The 23,238-nt window shown below is 64.6% G+C and carries 20 protein-coding genes and 1 tRNA gene; 11 read left to right on the top strand and 10 right to left on the bottom strand.

Translation table 11 applies throughout. The features are described 5' to 3' along the window. Positions 1–107 precede the first annotated feature (107 nt). Entirely contained in the window at positions 108–1,796 is a 1,689-nt protein-coding gene (locus ACPPVR_RS01735) for an MFS transporter (protein WP_426612575.1), read from the top strand. Between the two features lie 3 nt (positions 1,797–1,799). On the opposite strand, the gene ACPPVR_RS01730 is transcribed toward ACPPVR_RS01735, so the two are convergent. Together ACPPVR_RS01730 and ACPPVR_RS01725 are read right to left on the bottom strand one after the other, a co-directional pair. Then, positions 1,800–2,015 carry a cysteine rich repeat-containing protein gene (locus ACPPVR_RS01730; RefSeq protein ID WP_426612574.1) on the bottom strand — a complete coding sequence of 72 codons (216 nt, stop codon included), beginning with the start codon at positions 2,013–2,015 and terminating at the stop codon, positions 1,800–1,802. Positions 2,016–2,176: 161 nt separating this feature from the next. Beyond that, the gene (locus ACPPVR_RS01725) at positions 2,177–2,470 is read right to left on the bottom strand and encodes a hypothetical protein (RefSeq protein ID WP_426612573.1); all 294 of its coding nucleotides are present in this window, start codon (positions 2,468–2,470) and stop codon (positions 2,177–2,179) included. 255 nt (positions 2,471–2,725) lie between these two features. On the opposite strand from ACPPVR_RS01725, the gene ACPPVR_RS01720 reads away from it, so the two are divergent. Next, positions 2,726–3,772, top strand: coding sequence for a polysaccharide deacetylase family protein (locus ACPPVR_RS01720; RefSeq protein ID WP_426612572.1), 1,047 nt, complete (start codon positions 2,726–2,728; stop codon positions 3,770–3,772). A 73-nt stretch (positions 3,773–3,845) separates the two neighbouring features. Here the strand turns inward: ACPPVR_RS01720 and ACPPVR_RS01715 are convergent, their stop codons facing one another. From ACPPVR_RS01715 to ACPPVR_RS01685, 7 genes are all read right to left on the bottom strand, one after another. Beyond that, positions 3,846–4,214: a hypothetical protein gene (locus ACPPVR_RS01715; protein WP_426612571.1), complete on the bottom strand. Its 369-nt coding sequence runs from the start codon at positions 4,212–4,214 to the stop codon at positions 3,846–3,848. A gap of 100 nt (positions 4,215–4,314) precedes the next feature. Beyond that, complete coding sequence (locus ACPPVR_RS01710) at positions 4,315–5,982, bottom strand: hypothetical protein (RefSeq protein ID WP_426612570.1); 1,668 nt, start codon at positions 5,980–5,982, stop codon at positions 4,315–4,317. Positions 5,983–6,558: 576 nt separating this feature from the next. Beyond that, positions 6,559–7,053 (bottom strand): hypothetical protein, encoded by a 495-nt coding sequence (locus ACPPVR_RS01705; protein WP_426612569.1) that lies wholly within the window; start codon positions 7,051–7,053, stop codon positions 6,559–6,561. A gap of 725 nt (positions 7,054–7,778) precedes the next feature. Then, positions 7,779–7,854, bottom strand: a tRNA-Thr gene (locus ACPPVR_RS01700). A gap of 99 nt (positions 7,855–7,953) precedes the next feature. Next, a complete protein-coding gene (locus ACPPVR_RS01695) occupies positions 7,954–9,681 on the bottom strand; it encodes a heme biosynthesis HemY N-terminal domain-containing protein (RefSeq protein WP_426612568.1) in 1,728 nt (575 codons plus the stop codon). A 36-nt stretch (positions 9,682–9,717) separates the two neighbouring features. Continuing rightward, complete coding sequence (locus ACPPVR_RS01690; protein WP_426612567.1) at positions 9,718–10,974, bottom strand: COG4223 family protein; 1,257 nt, start codon at positions 10,972–10,974, stop codon at positions 9,718–9,720. A 65-nt stretch (positions 10,975–11,039) separates the two neighbouring features. Then, complete coding sequence (locus ACPPVR_RS01685) at positions 11,040–11,786, bottom strand: uroporphyrinogen-III synthase (RefSeq protein WP_426612566.1); 747 nt, start codon at positions 11,784–11,786, stop codon at positions 11,040–11,042. Between the two features lie 144 nt (positions 11,787–11,930). Here ACPPVR_RS01685 and tsaD point away from each other — a divergent pair, with 144 nt between their 5' ends. The 7 genes from tsaD (at position 11,931) to ACPPVR_RS01650 (ending at position 18,750) form a co-directional block, all read left to right on the top strand. Then, positions 11,931–13,004, top strand: a complete 1,074-nt coding sequence (gene tsaD, locus ACPPVR_RS01680; protein WP_426612565.1) for a tRNA (adenosine(37)-N6)-threonylcarbamoyltransferase complex transferase subunit TsaD — start codon at positions 11,931–11,933, stop codon at positions 13,002–13,004. Positions 13,005–13,192: 188 nt separating this feature from the next. Continuing rightward, positions 13,193–14,173: an NAD(P)H-dependent glycerol-3-phosphate dehydrogenase gene (locus tag ACPPVR_RS01675; protein ID WP_426612564.1), complete on the top strand. Its 981-nt coding sequence runs from the start codon at positions 13,193–13,195 to the stop codon at positions 14,171–14,173. A 119-nt stretch (positions 14,174–14,292) separates the two neighbouring features. Beyond that, the gene (locus ACPPVR_RS01670) at positions 14,293–15,408 is read left to right on the top strand and encodes an alpha/beta hydrolase (protein WP_426612563.1); all 1,116 of its coding nucleotides are present in this window, start codon (positions 14,293–14,295) and stop codon (positions 15,406–15,408) included. A gap of 104 nt (positions 15,409–15,512) precedes the next feature. Next, positions 15,513–15,926, top strand: coding sequence for an EVE domain-containing protein (locus ACPPVR_RS01665; RefSeq protein WP_063985980.1), 414 nt, complete (start codon positions 15,513–15,515; stop codon positions 15,924–15,926). A gap of 230 nt (positions 15,927–16,156) precedes the next feature. Next, positions 16,157–16,627 carry a hypothetical protein gene (locus ACPPVR_RS01660; protein ID WP_426612562.1) on the top strand — a complete coding sequence of 157 codons (471 nt, stop codon included), beginning with the start codon at positions 16,157–16,159 and terminating at the stop codon, positions 16,625–16,627. A gap of 46 nt (positions 16,628–16,673) precedes the next feature. Further along, entirely contained in the window at positions 16,674–17,798 is a 1,125-nt protein-coding gene (locus ACPPVR_RS01655) for an AAA family ATPase (protein WP_426612561.1), read from the top strand. 1 nt (position 17,799) lies between these two features. Next, on the top strand, positions 17,800–18,750 hold the full coding sequence (locus ACPPVR_RS01650) for a tetratricopeptide repeat protein (protein WP_426612560.1): 951 nt from the start codon (positions 17,800–17,802) through the stop codon (positions 18,748–18,750). 3 nt (positions 18,751–18,753) lie between these two features. Here ACPPVR_RS01650 and ACPPVR_RS01645 read toward each other — a convergent pair whose 3' ends face one another. Beyond that, the gene (locus ACPPVR_RS01645) at positions 18,754–19,923 is read right to left on the bottom strand and encodes a DNA topoisomerase IB (RefSeq protein WP_426612559.1); all 1,170 of its coding nucleotides are present in this window, start codon (positions 19,921–19,923) and stop codon (positions 18,754–18,756) included. 399 nt (positions 19,924–20,322) lie between these two features. Between ACPPVR_RS01645 and acs the strand changes: the two genes are divergently transcribed. Both acs and ACPPVR_RS01635 read left to right on the top strand, forming a co-directional pair. Then, on the top strand, positions 20,323–22,269 hold the full coding sequence (gene acs / locus ACPPVR_RS01640; RefSeq protein ID WP_426612558.1) for an acetate--CoA ligase: 1,947 nt from the start codon (positions 20,323–20,325) through the stop codon (positions 22,267–22,269). Between the two features lie 420 nt (positions 22,270–22,689). Next, complete coding sequence (locus ACPPVR_RS01635; protein WP_426612557.1) at positions 22,690–23,205, top strand: L,D-transpeptidase; 516 nt, start codon at positions 22,690–22,692, stop codon at positions 23,203–23,205. Positions 23,206–23,238 lie beyond the last annotated feature (33 nt).

The following is a 23,238-nucleotide window of genomic DNA, read 5'->3' as shown; positions in this document are numbered from 1 at the left end:
CACCGCTTATAGCGGCCTAAGCACTGGACAGCGAAGGACTTTCGCGGGCATCACTGAAAGCATCGGAATCATTGAAGCCATTTCTGCCAGACGACTTGGAAGGGGATATGACCGAGCAGCCGAAACGTCAGAAAGTGGTCGCCGAGGGCATCACCGCACCTTTGCAGTACACCGTATTCCGGCGCATCTGGCTCGCCAGCCTGCTCTCCAATCTCGGCCTCCTGATCCAGGGCGTGGGCGCGGCCTGGGCGATGACACAGATGGCGGCTTCCGCCGACAAGGTGGCGCTGGTGCAGACCGCCCTGATGCTGCCGATCATGCTGATCTCGATGCCGGCCGGCGCCATCGCCGATATGTATGACCGCCGCATCGTCACGCTGATCGCGCTGTCGATCGCACTGACCGGCGCGACCGCGCTGACGCTGCTCGCCTGGTTCCAGCTCATCAGCCCGGAGACGCTGCTGGCCTTCTGCTTCATCGTCGGCAGCGGCAACGCGCTGTTTGGACCTGCCTGGCAATCCTCGGTCAGCGAGCAGGTGCCGCCGGATGCGCTGCCGTCGGCGGTGGCGTTGAACGGCATCAGCTATAACATCGCGCGCAGTTTTGGTCCGGCGATCGGCGGCGTCATCGTCGCCTCTGCGGGCGCGGTCGCTGCGTTTGCCTGCAATGCGATCCTCTATCTGCCGCTGCTGGTGGTGCTGCTGCTGTGGCGGCGCAGCACCGAGCCGTCGCGCCTGCCGCGGGAAAAGCTCAACCGCGCCATGGTCTCGGGCTTCCGCTACATCACCAATTCGCCGCCGATCAAGATCGTGCTGTTGCGCACGCTGGTGATGGGCCTGTGCGGCGGCGCCATCATGGCGCTGATGCCGCTGGTCGCGCGCGATCTCCTGCATGGCGGCGCGCAGACCTACGGCATCATGCTCGGCGCCTTCGGCATGGGCGCTGTCGTCGGCGCGCTCAACATCCACGAGCTGCGCAAGCGCATGAGTGGCGAGTCGGCGATCCGCGCCTGCACGATCTCGATGGCGTTCGCGATGGCGGCCCTTGCGCTCTCCAGCGAACCGGTGCTGACCGCGGCTGCGCTGGTGCTGGCCGGCGCGGTCTGGATGGCCGCCGTCGCGCTGTTCAATATCGGCGTGCAGCTCTCGGCGCCGCGCTGGGTGGCGGGCCGATCGCTCGCGGCATTCCAGGCCTCGATTTCCGGGGGCATCGCGATCGGCGCCTGGGGCTGGGGTCATCTCACCGATTATGCCGGCGTCGAGGTCGCGCTGCTGGTGGCGGCCGGTCTGATGCTGATCTCGCCGCTGCTCGGCATCTGGCTCGCGATGCCGCGCGTCGGCGCGCGCAACGAGGACGCCGACGTGCTGGCCGATCCGGAGGTCAAGCTATCAGTGACCGGACGCAGCGGGCCGCTGGTGGTCGAGATCGAATACCGCGTGAGCCAGGAGAACGCGCGCGCCTTCCACAATGTGATGCAGGACGTGCAGCTCTCCCGGCAGCGCAACGGCGCCTATGGCTGGTCGATCGCGCGCGACATCGCCGACCCCGAATTGTGGACTGAGCGCTATCACTGTCCGACCTGGTTTGATTATCTGCGCCAGCGCAACCGTTCGACGCAATCGGAACGCGCGCTGCATCAGCAAGCGATCGATTTCCACATCGGGCCCGATCCGGTGCGGATCCGCCGCATGCTGGAGCGCCCGTTCGGTTCGGTGCGCTGGAAGGAAGAGACGCCAGACCGCGCCGGTGCCGAGGTGCTGCCAGTGGTCGCGACCGCGGCGGGCAGCAGTACGTAGGTCTTACTGCCCGTGATCCGTCAGCACCTTGTCGCAGGCCTTCGTCAGGCGGGCGCGATGCTCTTTCAGGCAGGCGAGCACGGCGCCATCGCCATTGTTCATCACGGGACGGCAGAAGCGCGTGACGTCGCGCGCGCAGGCGTCATGGCCGGGCTGCTGCTGCGCCGACGCGCCCGATGCGCACAGTATCAAAGGAAGAATGAAAAGAAATCTGGCCATCGCGTAATGCCTCGTACCCGGAAGATGAGGGGGCGAAGCTAGAGCGGCGATGCCGGAGCCGCAACGGCTTTATTGACAGGCAGACTGGCGCCGCCGGATGGCCCCGGCTTCACGCCGGGGCACATCGCGAGGGGAGCTCGAGCAACTAGGTTGCTCGCGTCTTAATGACCGTCCTGAGCGTCAGCGACCTTGCGCGACGCGCCCTTGGCGAGGTCCTTGTCCATCACCGCGCGGCAGCCGGCGCTCAAGTCAGAGCGGTGCTGCATCATGCACGCGGTGATCTTCGGGATGTTGGGGATTTCCGAAGAGCACAGGCGGAATGCGTCGCCCGTGCACATCTGCTGCGCCTCGGCCGAGAAGGCGAAGCTCGAGGTGGTCGAGATGATCGAGATGATGGCGGCAAAGCCCAGAGCCAGGCTGGTGTCGCAAATCTTGGCGGTAAACGACTTGGTCATTTGAAGCTCCCATTGGCGCCGCCGGAAGCGGGCCCGTTGTTGATGGGACTGACGATGCTCCCGCAAAATCCTTTCTACTGTGATGACGGTCACGTGCCGCACCGCAACTGTGACCCTGGTCACTTTGGCGCACCTCCCTGAAATTCCTCCGCAACCGCCGTCGTGTTGGTGTCACGTTAACTGTTCCTTCGCATTAATGGCTCGGGACGCGGGAAATTCCGCTGGTTTGGTTGCGTATTTGGAAAGAGTAGCGCGATGCGTAATGCGTTGGGCCTGATGGTGGCCAGTGTAATTGCCGCGGTCGTGATCGCCGCCGGCGGTTGGTTTTATTATTCCTCACGCGCCGACCAGGGCGCCCCCCAGACAACAGCCGCCCGTGCCGCCGATCCGCTGCCGGCGAAGCTTGCCGCCAAGGACGACGTCGAGACCACCGCGGCGCTCGCAGGCAAGCCCGCTGCGCCTGCGGCAGCGCCGGCTTCTGCGCCTGCAGCAATTCCCGTGCAGCAGAAGTCAACTTGCGCCAATCCGAACGCGCTGGGCGTCGCCCGCGTGGTCGAGATCGACACCACCGGCGGTCCCGGCTTCGGCTTCGAAACTTTCAAGCAGTTCGACTTCCTCACCGACAAGGAGGTCGTGCTGACCTTCGACGACAGTCCCTGGCCGGTGAACACGCCTGCGGTGCTGAAGGCGCTTGCGGATGAATGCACCAAGGGCCTGTTCTTCTCGGTCGGAAAGCATGCGACCTGGCATCCGGAAATCCTGCGCCAGGTGCTGGCCCAGGGCCACACGGTCGGCACACACACCTGGTCGCATCTCAATCTCAACAGCAAGAAGTTGACGGAGCAGCAGGCCAAGGACGAGATCGAGAAGGGCTTTAGCGCCGTGAAGCTCGCGCTCGGCACCAATCCCGCGCCGTTCTTCCGCTTCCCGCAGCTTCAGCACAATCCGGCGATGGTGAGCTATCTCGGCACCCGCAACGTCGCGATGTGGTCGACCGATCTCGATTCCTTCGACTTCAGGAAGGGCGCCACGCCGGAAAAGATCGTCGAGACCGTGATGACGAAACTCGACAAGCTCGGCAAGGGCATCATCCTGATGCACGACTTCCAGAAGCACACCGGCGAAGCGCTGCCGACATTGCTCGCGCGCCTGAAGGCCGGCGGCTACAAGATCGTGCAGATCAAGGCCAAGACCACCTTCCAGTCGCTGCCGGAATATGACGAGGCGCTGCTGAAGGAGATGAAGGTGCCGACCTCGAGCGCGCGTCCGATCGGAAACGTGGTGCAGACGGTCTCGCAGTAGGCTCGATCGAACCGCTTCTTAATACGTGTCATGGCCGGGCTCTTGCCCGGCCATTGTCGTTTTGGGAAGGCGGTTACCAGTAGACGCCGTGGCGATGCAGCTCGCTGATGATGCGGCCTTCGGTCCAGGTGCGCTTGTGTTTCGGCTTGTCCGCTTTGGCCGTCGTCTTCGGTACAGGCTGGGTCGCAGCCGGCGCTGAAGTCGTCGTGGTCGTGGTGGTCGCCGCGGGCGCAGTGGTCGAAACCACCGGCGGACGATCGACATATTTCGGAGCCTCGGCGACCGGTGCCGCTTCGCTCACCTGCGTCGTCGCGGTGGCGGCAGTCGCGGTTTGCGAAGCCGTGGTCGCATCATTGGCCGTGGCCAGCGAGAGGCTGCGGTCGCCTGCCTGGGCGGATGCAGAGACCAGGACCATGGCGGCAACCAGAATGATCTTGCGCATGTGAAATCTCCCCGTGTTTGCGTGACCGGACCCTAGGGGAGACGCACGCGAGGTTATGTGACGGAGATCACGCGGATCGGCCCCCGGCCTTGGACGCACCTCAGCATCCACGCCGATAGACCCGCAGCGTCACGTCCGGAAAGGTGATGGAGTCGAGCAGGCAGACGCCGTTTTCCGCGGCCATGCGCGCGATCAGCTCGTCGCCGACGCGCGGTCCGACCAGGGTGTGCGGGATCGAGCTCGACAGCACCAGGATCTCGGACTTCAGCAGCGCATCACCGGTGGCTTGCGCGGTACGGTGGAACAACTCGTTGCGCACGACGAGATTCATCTGCGCCCGTTCGGCATAAAGCTGGATGGTCGCCGACGTGACCGGATAGGGACTGGAGAAGGCGACGTAGAGAGGGCCGGACTTTTCCGGTTTCGTCTTTTGCAAGAGCGACCAGAGCCGTTCGGTCGCGACCCGGATGTCCTCCTGCTGCTGCGCGCTCAGCGGCGTCGCGGTGCTGATCTGCCCCATGACGACATGACGCACGAACAGCTGAAAGACGAGCGCGAGTGCAAGCACCCGGCCTGCGGTGAGCGCGTAGCGGCGAACGTCGCTCCCGAGGCCGAAGCGGGCGAGGAGTGGGTCGACAAGCGCCAGGCTGGCGCAGCCGTTGAGCACCATCGCGACGATGAACAGGCCATAAAACATCGCGCCGAAATAGTAGGTCTTGATTTCCGCGATGGAGGGAATGGCATAGGCGATCAGCACGGCCGCGAGCAGGACGACGGCATCCAGCACCGCGGCTCGACCAGCAACGGCCGCGAGCACGAGACGCAGCAGCATGAGCGCCACGCCCACGGCGAACCAGTCATGCAGGCCGAACTGTCCCTCGCCGCCGATCGAGAAGCGCAGCAATCCGGCCCAAAAGCTTTCGCCGGTCGTCCAGAGATCGCGATCGCCGACAAACACCTTGAGGATGTAGGTGACGGTCTCGACCAATGCCGGCCCGACCAGAAGAGCGATGGTTGCGATCAACGGCAGCACGAACCACAGCAGTGCGGTCAGTGCGGAGCGGATCGACGACCGTAGCCCGGCGGCCTCGATGCAATCGACCAGCAACCGAATCGCGAATGCGCTACCGAGCAGAGCAAGCGCGGCTGGAAACGACGTCGGCTTGATGCTTGCGGCGAGCGCGCAAGCAACGCCCAGAGCCGCGAGCGAGCGCGCGCTGCGATCGCGTACGGCGTGGTGGACGATGGCCCCGGCCGCAAGGCCAATGGCAAGACCCGAGGGCAGATCCGGACGCGCCTCGGTGACCGTGTGCCACAGCAACGGCACGCAGGGCACGGCAAGCAGGCACGCGGCGATTTCGAGGACAGGCCGCCGCCAGGTCAGCCAGACGATCCCGAGCAAGAATGCGAAGACCACGACGGCGTGGACGAGATAGGGCCCGATGAAGCTGCCGGGAAACAGCGCAAGTCCGATGACCGCCACCAGCGTCGAGAACGGCGCGTGCTGACGCAGCATGTCCCAGACACTAGCAAAGATGCTTTGGTCCTTCGCCGCGTTCATCCACCGCACGGCGTCGAGAAAATAGGAGACGTCGTCATAGAGCGGAGGAACAGACAGCCGGCTGTGCAGCTGTGAGACTTCGAGCGATCGCAAGGCGATGACGGCGGTGATGCACGCGGCGAGAACGACGAGACCGGAGATCCGCAGCCATGCGCTGAGATCCGTCGTCCCGGCTCTGTTCTCCGTACCCACCACTTGTCCCGTCACGCACACGTCATCGGCGGCGCATCCTAGTGACACCGGCGCCGAGTGCAACGCGCACACGAGCTGGCTGCAGTCGACAAAAAATTGGGCTTGTGACGAGCGGATGAAATAGAGCGCTGGTGCCGCAAGAGGGACTCGAACCCCCGACCCCGTCATTACGAATGAAATTTAATCCACTTTGCGGGGCACCGCAACCGAGCGCACCGCAAGGCGAGGGGTTGCGAAAAGCGCTGCTGCTATAGGCTTTTGGCCGGCGCAGACGATCGCCTTCGGCAACCGCCCATTGCGCCCAAGCGCGGGCATACGTACCTAGAAAGGTACGCCAAGGTACGGACCCCGCCATGCCCCGCCGCACTGGGTGGGGCGATCACCCGCAGATGAGATTTCACCATGGCGCGCAGGCTCCTCGGTTGGAGGACTGTTCGAATAATAACCCAATTACAAACAGTCTGCCAGCGCAGTCCAGCGCGTGCTGGGGCCGACGTGATTGGACCCCACCCCGGGGGCCAAAATTCGGCGGCCCGGATGCGCGCAGTAGTGCCCCGCGCACAAAATATAAGAATTTCGATTCGGTTCGACTCACTGAAACTCCTTGTGAGCGAATTCCTTGAGTGCATCGAGCAATGCTTCACGCTTCTGGCAATAAGGCCTGTAGCTTCCATCGAAGCCATCCGCATATTTGGCGTCTTTGGAAACTCTCTTGCGCTCCGCATCGTAAATCCAGATCAGATACTGATCTGCAGTGCTTTCCAGCTCCCGAACTGGCGCATTGAACCTCGGAAAATAAACCGACGTTATGGCCTGCACCTTCGCGAAAGGTGACATGCTTTGAGGCTCGGCGCTGTCGATGCCAAATGCATCCCGACTTCTAATTAGAGCCAGCCAATGATCGTACTCATAAACCGCCGCGACCAACTCTTCGAACTTGTCGGCTCGGCGCTCTCTTAAGTCGCGGTGCTCTTGTGCTGCATCACGACGGGCTGCTCCAAATAGACCGACACCAATTCCGCCCAACGTGAAGGCGCCGGTCAAGAGACCGCCTAAAACCACTGGCCACAGCGAGGTGCCAGCCATGATCCCTCTCCAATTGCTAACGTGAGCCGACGATGCGGGTTTATGCCGGTAAATCGTGGGGAACTGCCCCCCAATCCCTTGAAACCGGGACCTTTCTACCTGAGAGTCCCTAGGCGAGTCGGCGAGTTCGATTCGCCCCCACGGCTGGGCGGCCTTATTGGTCGTGAGCTTCTTCTGAAACGGACAGGTGCGCGCCCTCTACCGGCGGGGCGCATCCCGCGCTCCGTTTACGGAAGAGGTTATCATGAGAATAAGTTGTTCGATCCAGCAACCCGTGTCCGTCACGGACTATGTCCGCTTTCGGCTCGGCAAGTGGGAGTACGTAGGTGCCCACTGCCGGTCTCTGCCAACCCGCTAGGCGGATCAACAGAGACCTTTCAGCGACGTAGTAGCATCGGACTCGGGCGGGTGGCACCCCGCCCAGTCCACCCCTCTCAACCATTGCTGGCTGAGAATCGTTCGGCGTTGGCGCGTGAGTTGATTACGCGCAAGCCAATTTCGAATTCGTTGAAGTCTCCCGCAGCGTGTCGCGCTGTGATTCGTTTTGCTTCTTTCGTGCGTGATCGTACGCATGAAATTTTGCATGATGCAAATGATGCAAAGAGACGCGACTCGCGGCGAGTCAAATCAAAGGGTTGCGCCGGGATAACTACCGATCACGTACCTTTGCCGTACCTTTAGCGAATGGAGGAAGCGGCGCATATGGGCTAAGTCTTTGAAAGAACTGGTGCCGCAAGAGGGACTCGAACCCCCGACCCCGTCATTACGAATGACGTGCTCTACCAGCTGAGCTATTGCGGCGAACCCTGCCGGGCCCGGGCGATACCGGCCCCGATACGCGCGCTCCTGATATCGGGCATGGCCCGAATTGGCAAGGACAAGCCGGGCTCGAAATAGGGCTTACGCGCCCCAGCGGGACCAGAATCCGCGCCAGCCGCCGGCCTGGGCCTTGGGCGTGCCGATTTGTTCCGTAAATTCATCGCTGGGGCCGTCGTCATCGATGCCGGGATCGTCCGGGGCGCGGACGATCGGGATGACGGCCGGGATCGGCGCCGGCGCGGGCTTGCCGAGGTCGGCGCGGGTCCGGAACACCGGCGTTGCGGCCTCCGGCGATGATTCGGCGGGCTCCGGGGCTGGTTTGACCGGCTCGGCGGGCGTGACCACCGGCTCTTCCTTGGCCTCTTGGGGTGCATTGTCCTGCGCGGCCGGAGCCGGGGCGGGCGCCTGGTCCGCCGGGCTGCTTTCGGCGACGGCCGTCACCCGCTTCGGCGGCGGGGCCGCGAGCATGGCTTCCTCGAAGGCGGAGGATTCGATCGTAGTGCCCTTGTCCGAGGGCAGGCTCGCAACCGGCGTCTGCCACTGGAAGGCATCGAGCCGGCCGGTGACCGGGGAGACCGGACGCCAGCGGTCGCTGACATAGCCGTCCGCGGTCCAGGCCGGATCGTGGCGGGCGCGCACCGCGCGCAAGGTCCAGGCGCGGGCGCGGCCGCCGTCACCATGCTCGGTGCGCTCGAGTTCGGCCATCAACAGCGCCACCCGCTGGGTCGGATCGTTGACGTAAGGTGAAAGCACCACGCGCGCACGGCCGAACTCGGAGGCATCGATCGCGGCGCGCGCGATCGCGAGCTGGCCTTCGACATGGCCGACCTTGCCGGCGGGCGTTTTGGCCGCGAGCGTCTCGACCCGCTGCAAGCGCTGCCGCGCGGCATCGCCGAGCTTCACATGCGCATAGGCGTCCGCGAGATCGGGATGCGGATTGGCGAGCCAGGCGGCCTCGACCAGCTTCATGGCGCGGCGCACCTGATGCGCCTCGCTCTCGAATTTCGCGGCGAGCACCGCCGCCGGCACCAGGGTCGGCGCGAGCTTGATCGCCTCCATCACGCTCTCGCGGGCGACGTCGCGGTCCATGGTCTCCAATTCCAGTGCACGCGCCGTCAGCAGCACGCCGCGCTGCCGGCGATATGTCGCCTTGTCGATCAGGCCCGCGGACAAATTCGAATCGAGAATCGCGAGCGCGCCGCTCCAGTCGCCGCGCGCGCAGCGGAAACCGAGCACCGCATGCGAGGCCCAGGTCGACGACGGCGACAGCTTGATCGCTTCCTCCGCGATCATCACGGCGCCGACCGCATCGTCGGCGCGTTGCGCCTCGATGAACAGGCCGCGCAGGCCGAGCAACCGCGTGTCCTCACGCTCGGCCATGGCGCGGAAGGCGCGCTGCGCCTCGTCGCGATTGCCGTCCATCTGCGCCGACTGCGCGTGCAACAGCAGCGCAAGCGGATCGTCCGGCGCGTGGCGCCGCGCTGCTTCGGCATGACGGCGGGCAAGCGCGGTGTCGCCATGGCCGATCGCGAGCAGGCCGTGGGTGATGGCGTGGCGGCCGCGCGCGTGACGCTTGTCGTGGCGGCGGCGGCGCATCCGTCCGGGCGTGCGCCAGATCACGGTCAGGATGCTCCAGAGGAAAACGATCGCGACCGCGAATATGCCGAGGCAAAGCACGAACACCGGAATGCTCGGTGAGGCCCGAAAACCGCCCCAGGTCATCACGACGTTGCCGGGCTGGTCGGCAACCCAGGCGGCGCCCGCCGCTGCGAGCGCAATCAGAGCGAGGAAAAGGACGATGCGAAGCATAGCGATCCCTATTACGCGCGAGTTATTGCGCGAATATTATTGAGCAGGCTTGGCGAGACCGGGCTTGGCGAGACCAGCCATGGCATCATCGGCGAATGCGCGGGAGGCCGCGAGCGCGGCATCGCGGGCATCGGCCTTGTCGAGCCAGGCTTGCGCAGGCGCGCGATCGGCATCCGGCAACGCCCTCAGCTCGCGCCGCGCCTCGACGAAATCGTTGCGCAGCGCCGCTGCCGTGACCCGCGCGACAATGGCGCCGCGATCGTTGCCGACCCCGTCGGTACGTTCGATGCGAACGAGTTTTGACGCGCCCGCCTGAAGGCGCTCGACGATGCCGGCGCCGCTGCTCGGGGCTTCCGCCGGCGGCGACAGCTTTGACACGATGTTGAGAAGTTCGCGGCTCAGCGCGACCGGCGTCGGGATGCCGGCCGACGCGAACACATCGAGCGGCTTCAGCAATTCGGGCTTGGCCGTAAGCGACCGCGCGGCAGCGAGCTGCGCCTCATAGGGATCGTTATGGCGAACAGCAACGTCGAGCAGGGTGGCTGCCACGACATAACGCAACGGCTTGTCATCCACCACCTTTGCATCGGCAATCTTCTCGCCCTGCTGCGCGAGCTCGGCGCGTGCATTCGTGCTGGCACGTTCGAGCTGCGAGATGCGATCGTTGAGGGCGGCAAGGTCGGGCAAGGCAGCGCCATCACGTGGCGCCGATTTCACATCATTCAACGCGCTCGCAGTCTTGTCGGACTGGGTGCGCAGATTGGCGATGTCGCTGCGCAGCGTGCCGACGGATTTCTCCAGCGCATCGAGCCGCGAGACAATCGCCGGATCGGCGGCGGGCTTGCCAGCCCTGGCTTCGACCGCGGCAACGCGTCCGCTCAGCGCGTCGACCGTCGCACTCGTCACTTGCGGGGCGGCCGGCGGCGCCTGCACCGCGGGCCAGCCCAGCATCCAGCCGACGCCGATCACGACCGCCGCTGCGACGGCACCGGACAACGGCGCAATGACCCAGGGAGAAACGGCTGCGGACGCGGCCTGCGCCTCGGCGCGCTCCGGCTCAGCCCTGGTGTCCTCGAACTTGGTGTCTTCGACCTTGGCTTGCTCGAACTCGGCTTCGGCGCTGTCCTGCTCGGACTTTGCCTGCTCGGCCGTTGGCTGCGCCTCCGGCTCGCCCGCCACGTCCTGCGGCTGGGTGGAGACTTCGGTCGCCTCGAGGTCGATGGTGGGCGGCGCGCGCTTGGCACGGCCGGACTCGGGGGCCAATCCTGCGTCTTCAGGCTTGTCGTCGGCCATCGTGACGGTTCCTCACACTTGCGTACCAGGGGCGAGCCCAATTGCGTCGGATTCGGCCCGTCCTCTTACGCCAAACGGCTCCGCAAAGCACGCTCCAAGGTCTCAAATAAGGCATTTTCGTCCGGCGCGGCGGCGACCGCGACCTGCGCTGCGCCGGCGTCGCGCAGCACAGCGGCAATGGTCTCCGACAGGCAGCATTGCGGGATCGCCAGTGCCGAAATTTCAACACCTTCGTCCCGCGCCGCCTCCAGAAAGGCCCGTGCGCTGCGCCGGGAGTAGTGCAGCACCGCTCTTATGCCATGGGCGGCGAAGCCCTCGCAGACCTCGCGCGGCAGGTGTTTCACCGGCGACATACGATAGGTCGTCTGCGTCACCACGCTAAAACCTTCGGCGCCGAGCTCGCCGCCGAGGTCACGCGACAAATCCGCACCGGCCAGATAAAGCAGCGTGCTTTTTTTCTTCACGCGCTTGTCGCGGGCGCCCTGCATCACCTTGTCGCGCAGGGCCGCGGCATCGCCGCTGGCGACAATCACCTCGGCAAAGCCGGCATCACGTGCCGCGGCCGCGGTATGCTCACCGACAGCAAACAGTGGCAGCTTCAACAGATCGAGGTCCGGCAACAGCGGCGCGACGGCGCGGATCGCATTGGCCGATGTGACGATGATGGCGCCGTAACCGGCCTCGCTCTCGTCATGAAAGGGGACTGGCTCGAACTTGAGCAGCGGCGCGAGCAGCACCACATGCCCCCGCGCGCGCAAGCCTTCTGCCGTCGCCTCATTATCGGGATGCGGCCGTGTGACAAGAATGGACATCGCTCATGTTCCCAAGGCCGCGCAGCTTTCACAAGATCGGATGCGCATGGCAATTGCGCAAAGCGACCCCGGAATGCTACCGGACGTACCAGAACTCTGCTTTACAGATGAGTGCAAGGGCCCAAATTGGATAACAATTCGCCAATGCTGGTGCTGGGCATCGAAACGACCTGCGACGAGACCGCGGCGGCCGTAATCGAGCGGGCGCCTGACGGACGCGGCAAGATCCTGTCGAACATCGTGCGCTCGCAGGTCGAGGAACATGCCCGTTTCGGCGGCGTCGTGCCGGAGATCGCCGCGCGCGCCCATGTCGACGTGCTCGACGGGATCATCGACCGCGCCATGCACGAGGCCGGCGTCGACTACGCCCAACTCGACGGCGTTGCGGCAGCCGCGGGCCCCGGCCTGATCGGCGGCGTGATCGTCGGGCTCACCACCGCGAAGGCGATTGCGATGGTGCATGACACGCCGCTGGTTGCGGTAAACCATCTCGAAGCGCATGCGCTGACGCCGCGCCTGACCGACGCAATCGAATTTCCCTATTGCCTGTTCCTCGCCTCGGGCGGCCATACCCAGATCGTCGCCGTCACCGGCGTTGGCCAGTATGTGCGGCTCGGCACCACCGTCGACGATGCGATCGGCGAGGCTTTTGACAAGGTCGCGAAGATGCTCGGGCTGCCCTATCCCGGCGGCCCGCAGGTCGAGCGCGCGGCTGCAACCGGCGACGCTGCGCGCTTTGCCTTTCCGCGGCCGATGCAGGGACGGCCCGACGCCAACTTCTCCCTGTCCGGATTGAAGACGGCGGTCCGCAACGAGGCGAGCCGGTTCATCGAGATCACGCCGCAGGACATCAGCGATCTCTGTGCGAGCTTCCAGGCGGCCGTGCTGGACTCGACGGCTGACCGGCTGAGCGTCGGCCTGAGGCTTTTTCGCGAGCAGTTCGGCGCGCCGCGTGCGCTGGTGGCCGCCGGCGGTGTCGCTGCCAACCAGGCGATCCGCGGCGCCTTGAATGACGTTGCCGCGAAAGCGCAGACGCAGCTGATCATGCCGCCGCCTGCGCTGTGCACCGACAACGGCGCGATGATCGCCTGGGCCGGCGCCGAACGCCTCGCGCTCGGCATGACCGATACGATGGAAGCCCAGCCCCGCGCGCGCTGGCTGCTCGACGCCAACGCCACGGCGCCGGCGGGTTACGGCAAGACCCGGGCGGGATTTTGAATGCTGTGGTGTCGCCGCGAGTTCCGCTTCACCTCGCCCCGCTTGCGGGGAGAGGTCGGATTGTATCGCAGATACAATCCGGGTGAGGGGGACTCTCCGCGATTCTCTCTGTCACCGTCCTTGCGGAGACTCCCCCTCACCCCGACCCTCCCCCCGCAAGCGGGGCGGGGGAGTGGAGGGATCGAGCAATGACCGCATTCCACTCCGTCGCAGTGATTGGAGCGGGCGCCTGGGGCACAGCACTGGCTACAGTGGCGGCGCGGGCCGGCCGGAGCGTAACGCTCTGGGCGCGAAACGCCGAACATGCCGCCCGGATCGCGTCGACCCGCGACAATCCGCGGCTGCCCGGCATACGGCTGGCGCCGGAGATCGTCGTGACGAGCGAGCTGGCGCTCGTCGCGCGCGCGGACATGCTGCTGATCGCGACGCCGGCACAGCATCTGCGCGGCGCCGTCAACATGCTGGCCTCGCACATCACAAAGCCTGTTCCGGTCATCGCCTGCGCCAAGGGCATCGAGCACGGCACCCACAAATTCATGACCGACGTGATCGCGGAAGCCGCACCTCACGCACAGCCCGCGATCCTGTCGGGCCCGAGCTTCGCCGATGACGTCGCGCGCGGCCTGCCGACGGCGGTGACGCTGGCGGCGAATGATGAGGCGCTCGCCAGCAACCTGGTTCAGGCGCTGGGCTCGGCGACCTTCCGGCCCTATCACACCACGGATGTCCGCGGTGTCGAGATCGGCGGCGCGGCCAAGAACGTGCTCGCGATCGCCGCGGGCATCGTGGTCGGTCGTAACCTCGGCGCCTCCGCACTCGCCGCGCTGACCACGCGAGGCTTCAGCGAGCTGGCACGGCTCGGCCGTGCCTGCGGCGCGCGCACCGAAACGCTCTCGGGCCTCTCCGGCCTCGGCGACCTGCTGCTCAGCTGTTCGACCGCGCAGTCGCGCAATTTTGCGCTCGGTATCGCGCTTGGTCGCGGAGAGGCTGCGCCAGCGGGCAAGCTTGCGGAAGGCGCATTCACCGCGCCAGTGCTGGTCGAGCTTGCGGCCGCGCGGAACGTCGACATGCCGGTCTCGCAAGCGGTGGCCGCCATCCTGGACGGCAGGTTGACGATCGACGCCGCGATCGAAGGATTGCTGACACGGCCGTTCAAGGCCGAGGAATAACGGCGGCCCAATGACGGCCCGTCGGGTGGTACTTCACGACCTGTGCACGCTGGTCTAGCCTAGCGGCGAACCGCAGGATCCCGGTCCAACAATAATCAAACGGATCCAGGGGAAAACGCATGCGCAAACCGCATCACGCGATCGTTTCGATCGCGATCGTCACACTTGCCGCCATCACGCTACCCACCGCTGCCTACACCCAAGCCGCAATATCCTATGACGAGCTCGCCAAAAACGAGGCGGCGGCCAATGCCGAAAACGGCAAGCGGGTCGCGCCCGTCAAATCGATCGTCAATCCCTCCAATGACGTCAGCGCCGATATGCAGGCCATGATCGGCGCGCCCTATCCGCCGCATTTCAACGCGGACCCGAAGACCTCTGCGGAATGGAAGGAACTGATCGACCGCCGCGCCAAGCTGTCGATCGCCAACGTTCCGGCGATGAAGGAAAAGCTCGGCGTCAAGGTCGAAGAGACCAGGATCGCGGGCGTGCATTGCTTCATCGTCACGCCGAGCAAAATTCCGCCCGAGAACCGGCGCCGCCTTTTGGTCCACGTCCATGGCGGCGGCTATGTGTTCGGGCCCGGCGAAGCCGCGTTGCCGGAAGCGATCATGATGGCTGGGTTTGGCGGCTTCAAGGTGATCTCGGTCGACTACCGCATGCCGCCCGACTTCCCCTATCCCGCCGCGATGGATGATGCGATGGCGGTCTGGAAGGAGGTCACCAGGACCCACGATTCACGCCGGATGGCGATCTTCGGCACGTCGACGGGCGGGGCCATGACGCTCGCGATGGTGCTGCGGGCCAAGGACGAGAAGCTGCCTAAGCCGGCGGCGATCGCACCGGGCACACCGTGGTCCGATATCGACAAGGTCGGCGACACCTACGCCAGCAATGAGTGGGCCGATAACGTGCTGGTGACCTGGGACGGCTGGCTCGGCCGCGCCGCAAAACTCTACGCCAACGGGGCGGACCTGAAAAATCCCTACATCTCGCCGATCTACGGCGACTTCAAAGGCTTCCCGCCGACCATCCTGACATCCGGCACGCGCGATCTGTTCCTCAGCAATACGGTTCGCACGCACCGCAAATTGCGGCGCGCCGGCGTCATCGCCGATCTCAACGTCTATGAAGGTCAGTCTCACGCCCAGTACCAGTTCAGCGTCAATGCGCCGGAGACCCGGGAAGCCTTCACCGATATCGCGAAATTCTTCGATCGATATCTGAAGGAATGAGCGCTGCGATGGACATCGGATGCCCACGCTTGTCGCGGGCATCCGCGTGCCCTAAATATCGCCGCACACACGAGATGGCGTATCCGTGAATGGGGCAAGCTGCGATGAACTACTGGCTGGTGAAATCCGAACCGTCGGTGTGGTCCTGGGACCAGCAGGTGGCCAAGGGTGCCAAGGGCGAGGCCTGGACCGGCGTCCGCAATTACACCGCGCGGATCAACCTCGTGAACATGAAGAAGGGCGACAAGGCGTTCTTCTATCATTCCAACGAGGGCAAGGAGATTGTCGGCATCGCGGAGATTATCAAGGAGGCCTATCCCGATCCGACCGACAAGACCGAAAAATTCGTCTGCGTCGACATCAAGGCCGACAAGCCGCTGAAGACACCGGTGACGATGGCCGCTATCAAGGCGGACAAGAAGCTCGCTGATATGGCCCTGGTGAAATATTCGCGCCTCTCCGTGCAGCCGGTGACAGCGGAGGAGTGGAAGCTCGTCTGCAAGATGGGCGGGATGTAATTTGCATCGATTTTAGGCTGACCCGTGACAAATTTGTGATAGTGGGATAGCCCCGTCACAACCATTGATATCTGCCGACAGAATTCCTAGGTTCGGGAGAGGAATGGACGTTCAACAGGTCTTGTCGCGTCATGGCGATGCACGAAAGGGACGGCGGCGAGCAGTCGCCAGGGTCCTCGGACGATCCCACAGGAGCCCTTCCATTTCGTCCCCGAAAAGATGCTTCATCGATGCTCGCGATTCTGCTGGCGGGCACGGCCATGATCGGGGCCATCGTTGGATGGTTCGTGGCCACGCGAGCCGAGCCCGACGCGCCCGTGATCGAGCTGGTGCCGCAGGAGCAGGTGGCGGATGCCATCCCGACCCTCACGCCGGTTAGCCAGCGGGTCGCGCAATCCGACACCCGGCAATGCCGTTACCCCATGGCGTTCATCACCGTTTCGACGCCGGGCAATCCTGCCGGCGGCACCGTCACGTTTCGCACCAGCAAATATCGATCGCCCCCGTTCCGCGTCACCGACCAGCCGCAGAGAATTGCGCTGCCAAACCCGCTGCCCGACAGCGGAGGGCTCGACCCGCTGACCGCCGACGGCGACGCCAAGGGTTTGCTCGTATCCCTTTATCCGACCGCACGGATGGAGCCGATCAACGGCTCCACCACTGTCACGGTGCGATGGCATGCCCGCCCGCCCTGCAAGTGAGCCCGGCAAGTGAGGTTTGCGAGTGAGATTTGCAAGTGAGACTTGAATGCAGAATTTTCTGACGACGCGGTTCATCCTCGCCTTCATCGTGGTCGGCGTGGCGACGGCAGGGTTCAGCGCACTGCTGTTCAATCCTCAGATCGGCTTTTTCGGCTGGATCGGCTCGCTCTTCTCCGAGATGACGGCGCTGCGATTCTTCGGCATCGCGCTGACGATCGTCTCTGCGACCAGCGTCGGTTACATCGCCTCCCGGCTCGGAGCGGACCCCGCGGCGTCGGGTTTCGTCCCGATCGGAAGTGGCTACACCTACGGCCGCAGGCTGACGACCAATTCCGCGACTGGCGAAAGCCGGATGGTGACACGCACCGCGGACGACGCACTGGATGATCTCGACATGATGATCGGGCTCGCCTCGGTCAAATCCGAGATCAACAAGCTGCTCGCGAGCCTGGAGGTTGAGCGGCGGCGGCGCGAGCAGGGCCTGCCGGTCTTCGCGACGAGCCGGCATATGGTGTTCACCGGTCCTCCGGGGGTCGGAAAGACTGTGGTGGCGCGCGCCATCGGCGACGTCTATCGCTCGCTCGGCGTGCTGCGCAAAGGTCACCTGATCGAAGCTGACCGCAGCCAGCTGGTCGCGAGCTATGTCGGCCAGACCGCACCGAAGACGCTCGACATCTGCCGCACCGCGCTCGACGGCGTCCTGTTCATCGACGAGGCCTACAGCCTGAGCGCAGCGGAATGGAAGGGTGATTTCGGCCGCGAGGCCATCGAGGCGCTGCTGAAATACATGGAGGATCACCGCGACCGCCTGGTCGTGATCGTCGCCGGCTATCCCGCCGAGATGCACCGTTTCGTCGCGAGCAATCCCGGGCTCGCCAGCCGCTTCACCAAGACGATCGACTTCCCGCCTTACGACCCTTTGGAGCTCTGCGAAATCTTCCGCGCCATGGCGTCCGAGCAGCAATATCTGCTGCCGATCGGCTTCGAGGCGGCGCTCGCACCATGGGTCGAATCGCAGCGCGACGATCCGCAATGGGGCAACGCGCGTTCGATGCGGACGCTGCTCGAGAAGACCCGCGAGGCACATGCCCTGCGCACGTCGCGCGATCCCAACGCGAGCGTCGCCGAGTTCGAGCTGAGCGACATTCAGTCGGCGATCCGGGACAGCTGACATGAATATAACGGCACGCATCGCGGCACTTCACGGTGCATTGTGGAGCATCGATCCCTGGTATCGGTGGTCCTGGTATGCATGGCCCATTGCGATGGCCGTGCTGGTCACCGGCTGGATCCTCATGAGCAAGCCGGCCAACACCGGCGCCTGGGGCAGCACCGGAAGCTGGGCCAAGCCGATCGCGCAGAAGCCGGCAACATCTCAAGCAACGCCTGTCAAGACGACGACGATCAATCCGGTGGACCTTGAGGTGATGAGCTGCTTTGCCAATCGCGGCGAGGCTTCGGAGAGCGCCTGCACGAGGGTGATCGACGGAGGCAAGATATCGGGCTCGCGGCTGGCGTCGGTCTATACGCAACGCGGCTTCATGCAACGCGACAAACAGCCTGACAGTGCGATGTCGGACTTCAATGCCGCGCTGAAGATTCAGCCCGATTACGCCGCGGCCCTCAACGACCGCGCCTGGATCTACATGACCCGCGGCGATTACGATGCCGCGCTTCAAGACCTGAACAAATCGGTCGGCATGCCGACGCCCTGGGGGCCGGCGGCCGTCGCGTACTATTATCGCGGCTTCGCCCATCTGCGGCTGAAGGACTACGCCAAGGCGCTCACCGATCTGAACGAAGCGATCCGGCGCCAGCCCAACAGTTCCGACTATTATCTGGCGCGCGGCGAGGCCCAGCAGGCGCAGGAGAGTTATGACGCCGCCTTGCGGGACTTCGACGAGTTCAGCAAGCGCGCGCCGAAAGATCCGCGCGGACTGCTGGCACGTGCTGTGATTCTCGAAACCACCGGTAAGCCACGCGACGCGCTGGTGGCGCTGGAAAGTGCGGCAACGCTTGTACCCGACAACGACTTCGTAAAGTCGGAACGCGACCGGCTCCGCGGGCAGGTGAACGACAAGGATCCCGCGAAGAGCAATCCTGGCGAACCGCCGCCGACCTGATTTCTAGACCGCCGCGGTCGCCACCACCTGCTGCAAAAGCTGCTCGCGCCTGGCTTGCGAGCGCTGGCCCTTCATGGTCGCGGCAAAGCGTTCGAGGATGCCGTCCTCGAAGGCGGTGACGATGGTGTCGTGGACGTAGCTCTTGCGGCAGATCGCCGGCGTGTTGGAGAGCTGGTCGGCTGCGGCGCGGATCGCGTCGAGTACCTGCTTCTTGCGGCCGCGCTGGCTGGTCGCCGGCGTGATCCGCGACAGCGATTCCACCACGACGGCGGATGCCATCAGCGTACGGAAATCCTTCAGCGAAATCTTGATGCCGGCGATCTCGCGCAGGAAGGCGTTGACCTGCGTGGTGCTGACCGCGCGCACGATGCCATAGGCATCGCGATATTGGAACATGCGCTTGCCGGGGACACTGCGCAGAATGCCAATGGCGCGCACCAGCTTGGCAGCGTCGCACTCTTTGCGCACCGCTTTGCCGCCCTTCGCCTTGAAGGTCAGCACCAACGAATCATCTTCGAGCGAGACGTTGGATTTCAGCATCGTAGTGGCGCCGCGGGTGCCATTGAGGCGGGCGTAGGATTCATTGCCGGGGCGGATCGCGGTCCGCGCGATCAGCTCGATCACGGCCGAGAGCGCGAACTCGCGCGTCGGCTCGTCGCCCGACAGGAACGCAGAAACCTTGCGCCGGATCTTTGGCAACGCGCCGACGAGCTTTTCCAGACGATGCGCCTTGCGGTGCTCGCGGACCTTCTCCCAGTCAGCGTGATAGCGGTATTGCAGCCGGCCCGCGGCATCGCGTCCCACCGCCTGGAGATGCGTGCTCGGATCGGCCGAGTAGCGGACTTCGCGATAGGCCGGGGGCACCGCCATGGCGTGCAGCCGACGGATGGTACGGGCGTCGCGGACATGCGCGCCGTTGCCACGGACGAACGAATAGCCCTTGCCGCGCTTGATGCGGCGGATGGTCAGCTCGTTCTGGTCGCCGAGCCGCAGGCCCAGCTCCTTGGCGATCGCCTCCACAGAGGTCGGGGAAGCCGTATCGAAGACCTTTTTCGGGCTCGGACGCCTCGATGCGGCCGGTTTCGGCCATTGTCCGAGGGCTTTGGCCAGCGCGATAGCGGTCGGATCGGCCGAAGCGGGCCGGATCGTCCCGAGATTCTGCTGATCCATCATAGTCTTATGCCTTAGCCCTGCCTGTTATCGGTCAATGCCGCTGTTCTGATTTTTGTTCCAAGGGTCTCTCCGGGCCCGGGTTGGCCATTTAGGGTGTTCCGAACGGCATTGCGAGTCCCGAATCAGTGAGGAGCGGTCTCTAAATACCACCGAGGATCGCATGGGGGCTCTGCGCGGGCCTATTCCGGAGATTTGGGTAAAGAGCCGAAAGGCGGCAGGCGGCCTGTTTCAGATTTGCGACAGCCGGCCCGGACGGCTTGATCCGCCGCATGGCCGGCCGATCACCGAAGGTCCAGCTTGTGCTCCTTGTCGCGCCCGGTTAGGCGGACGCATAATCGGTTCAATGATCAAATCGCTTGCCAGTCGCTTGGGTTCGGCTTGCTGTATGTGGAGGGAAACATGTCCGAGAAGATCTACGACGTCCCGGCGGAGTGGGCGAAGCGCGCCTGGGTCGATCAGTCCAAGTACAAGGAAATGTACGCCCGCTCGATCTCGGACCCGAACGCCTTCTGGGCCGAACAGGCCAAGCGCGTCGACTGGATGAAGGCGCCGACGAAGATCGAGAACGTTTCCTTCGCGCCCGGCAACATTTCGATCAAATGGTTCGAGGACGGCGTCCTCAACGTCGCCCATAATTGCATCGACCGTCATCTGCACAAGCGCGCCCACCAGACCGCGATCATCTGGGAAGGCGACGATCCCTCGCAGTCAAAGCACATCACGTACAAGGAGCTGCACGACGAGGTCTGCCGGATGGCCAACATCCTGCGCACCCGCAACGTCAAGAAGGGCGACCGCGTCACCATCTACCTGCCGATGATTCCGGAAGCGGCATACGCGATGCTGGCCTGCGCGCGGATCGGCGCCGTCCATTCCGTGGTGTTCGCCGGCTTCTCACCGGACAGCCTCGCCCAGCGCATCAACGACTGCGAATCCAAGGTCATCATCACCGCCGACGAAGGCCTGCGCGGCGGCAAGAAGGTGCCGCTGAAGGCCAATGTCGACGCCGCGCTCGCCAAGGCCGATGGCGTCGACTGGGTCGTCGTGGTCAAGCGCACCGGCGGCAAGGTCGACATGAACCCGACCCGCGACCTCTGGTATCACGACGCCGCCGCGATGGTGACGACGGAATGCCCGGCCGAGCACATGCACGCGGAGGACCCGCTGTTCATTCTCTACACGTCGGGCTCGACCGGCCAGCCCAAGGGTGTGCTGCACACGTCAGCCGGCTATCTCGTGTTCGCCGCGATGACGCATCAATACGTCTTCGACTATCACGACGGCGACATCTACTGGTGCACCGCCGATGTCGGCTGGGTCACCGGCCACAGCTACATTCTCTACGGACCGCTGGCCAACGGCGCGACCACGCTGATGTTCGAGGGCGTGCCGAATTATCCGGATAATTCGCGGTTCTGGAACGTGATCGACAAGCACAAGGTCAATATCTTCTACACCGCGCCGACCGCGATTCGCGCGCTGATGCAGTCGGGCGACGAGCCCGTGAAGAAGACCTCGCGCGCAAGCTTGCGCCTGCTCGGCTCGGTTGGCGAGCCGATCAATCCCGAAGCCTGGGAGTGGTATCACCGCGTCGTCGGCGACGACCGCTGCCCGATCGTCGATACCTGGTGGCAGACCGAGACCGGCGGCATTCTGATCACGCCACTGCCGGGCGCGACGAAGCTCAAGCCGGGCTCGGCGACGCAGCCGTTCTTCGGCGTGGTGCCGGAGATCGTCGACGCCGACGGCAAGGTTCTGGACGGCGAGACATCCGGCAATCTGTGCCTGACGCGGTCATGGCCGGGCCAGATGCGCACGGTCTATGGCGATCACGCCCGTTTCGAGCAGACCTATTTCTCGACCTACAAGGGCAAGTACTTCACCGGCGATGGCTGCCGGCGCGACGCCGATGGCTATTACTGGATCACCGGCCGCGTCGATGATGTCATCAACGTCTCCGGCCATCGCATGGGCACTGCAGAAGTCGAGAGCGCACTCGTCGCACATGAGAAGGTGTCGGAGGCCGCCGTGGTCGGTTTCCCGCACGACATCAAGGGGCAGGGCATCTATGCCTATGTGACCCTGATGGCCGGCGTCGAACCGACCGACGAGCTGCGCAAGGAACTCGTGACCTGGGTGCGCAAGGAGATCGGCCCGATCGCCTCGCCCGACCAGATCCAGTTCGCCCCGAGCCTTCCGAAGACCCGCTCCGGCAAGATCATGCGCCGCATCCTGCGCAAGATCGCCGAGGACGAGCCCGGCAGCCTCGGCGACACCTCGACGCTCGCCGATCCCGCTGTGGTCGATGATCTCGTCCAGAACCGGCAGAACCGGAAGTCGGCGTAAGAGGCTCTCGTGCCCCGGACGCAGCGCAACGCTCACTTCGCGGTGCGCTGCTGAGGCGGGGCCCATCCAGCGGCGTAACGCGTGGTCTCGTGGGTCCCGGCTCTGCGCAGCATTGCTGGGTGCTACCGCGCGTCCGGGACACGGAGACAATCTGCCCCTCCCGAAATAACCGCCGTTCGCGTCCCTCACGCACTTGTCAGGGAGCGGGCCGGCTCGCCCGCCTCTTTCCCGCCGAGTGTTGTTTTCAAGTCATTTACTTTATTTCGAACATTTCCTCTCTTCCCCCCGCTGGCTGGCCCTCGGCGGCCGCGCTTGGAAACCATCCGGTTAACAGGTGCGGTTAAGAATAGGTGGGCGAGGCAGCGATTGCCGGGTTCTGCGTCATTTTGAACGATCCGTTTGGGGCAAGGGGAAGTATCGATGTCGATGAAGGTTGCTGTGGCGCTGGCCGCCACCGTCGGGGCAGGGGTCTTGATGTCGACGGCGGCGCAGGCGCGGCCGGAAATGGTGGGGACACACGTCGCCGACTATTCGCCGGGCACCATCGTGGTCAAAACCAATGAGCGGCGGCTCTATCTCATTCTCGATGACGGTCACGCCGTCCGCTACCCAGTCGGCGTCGGCAAGTCCGGCAAGCAGTGGGCCGGCACCACCCGCATCGACGGCAAGTACCTTAACCCGGCCTGGTCGCCGCCCGCCGAGGTGAAGCGCGACAAGCCGCAGCTTCCGGACGTCATCCCGGGCGGCTCGCCGCGCAATCCGATGGGCGTCGCGGCGATGACGCTGGCCGGCGGCGAATATGCCATCCACGGCACCAACGTGCCGGGCTCGGTTGGCGGCTTCGTCTCCTATGGCTGCATCCGCATGCTCAACGACGACATCACCGATCTCTACAGCCGCGTCTCCGTCGGCACGACGGTGGTCGTGGCGCGCTGATCGCCAGGATCGGATCAGGACAACGAAAGCCGC

Origin of the sequence: Bradyrhizobium sp. McL0616, assembly GCF_049993385.1 — a bacterium.
Classification (GTDB): domain Bacteria; phylum Pseudomonadota; class Alphaproteobacteria; order Rhizobiales; family Xanthobacteraceae; genus Bradyrhizobium.
Note: the sequence above shows the minus strand (reverse complement) of the source record. Positions and strands in the feature narration are given on the sequence as shown.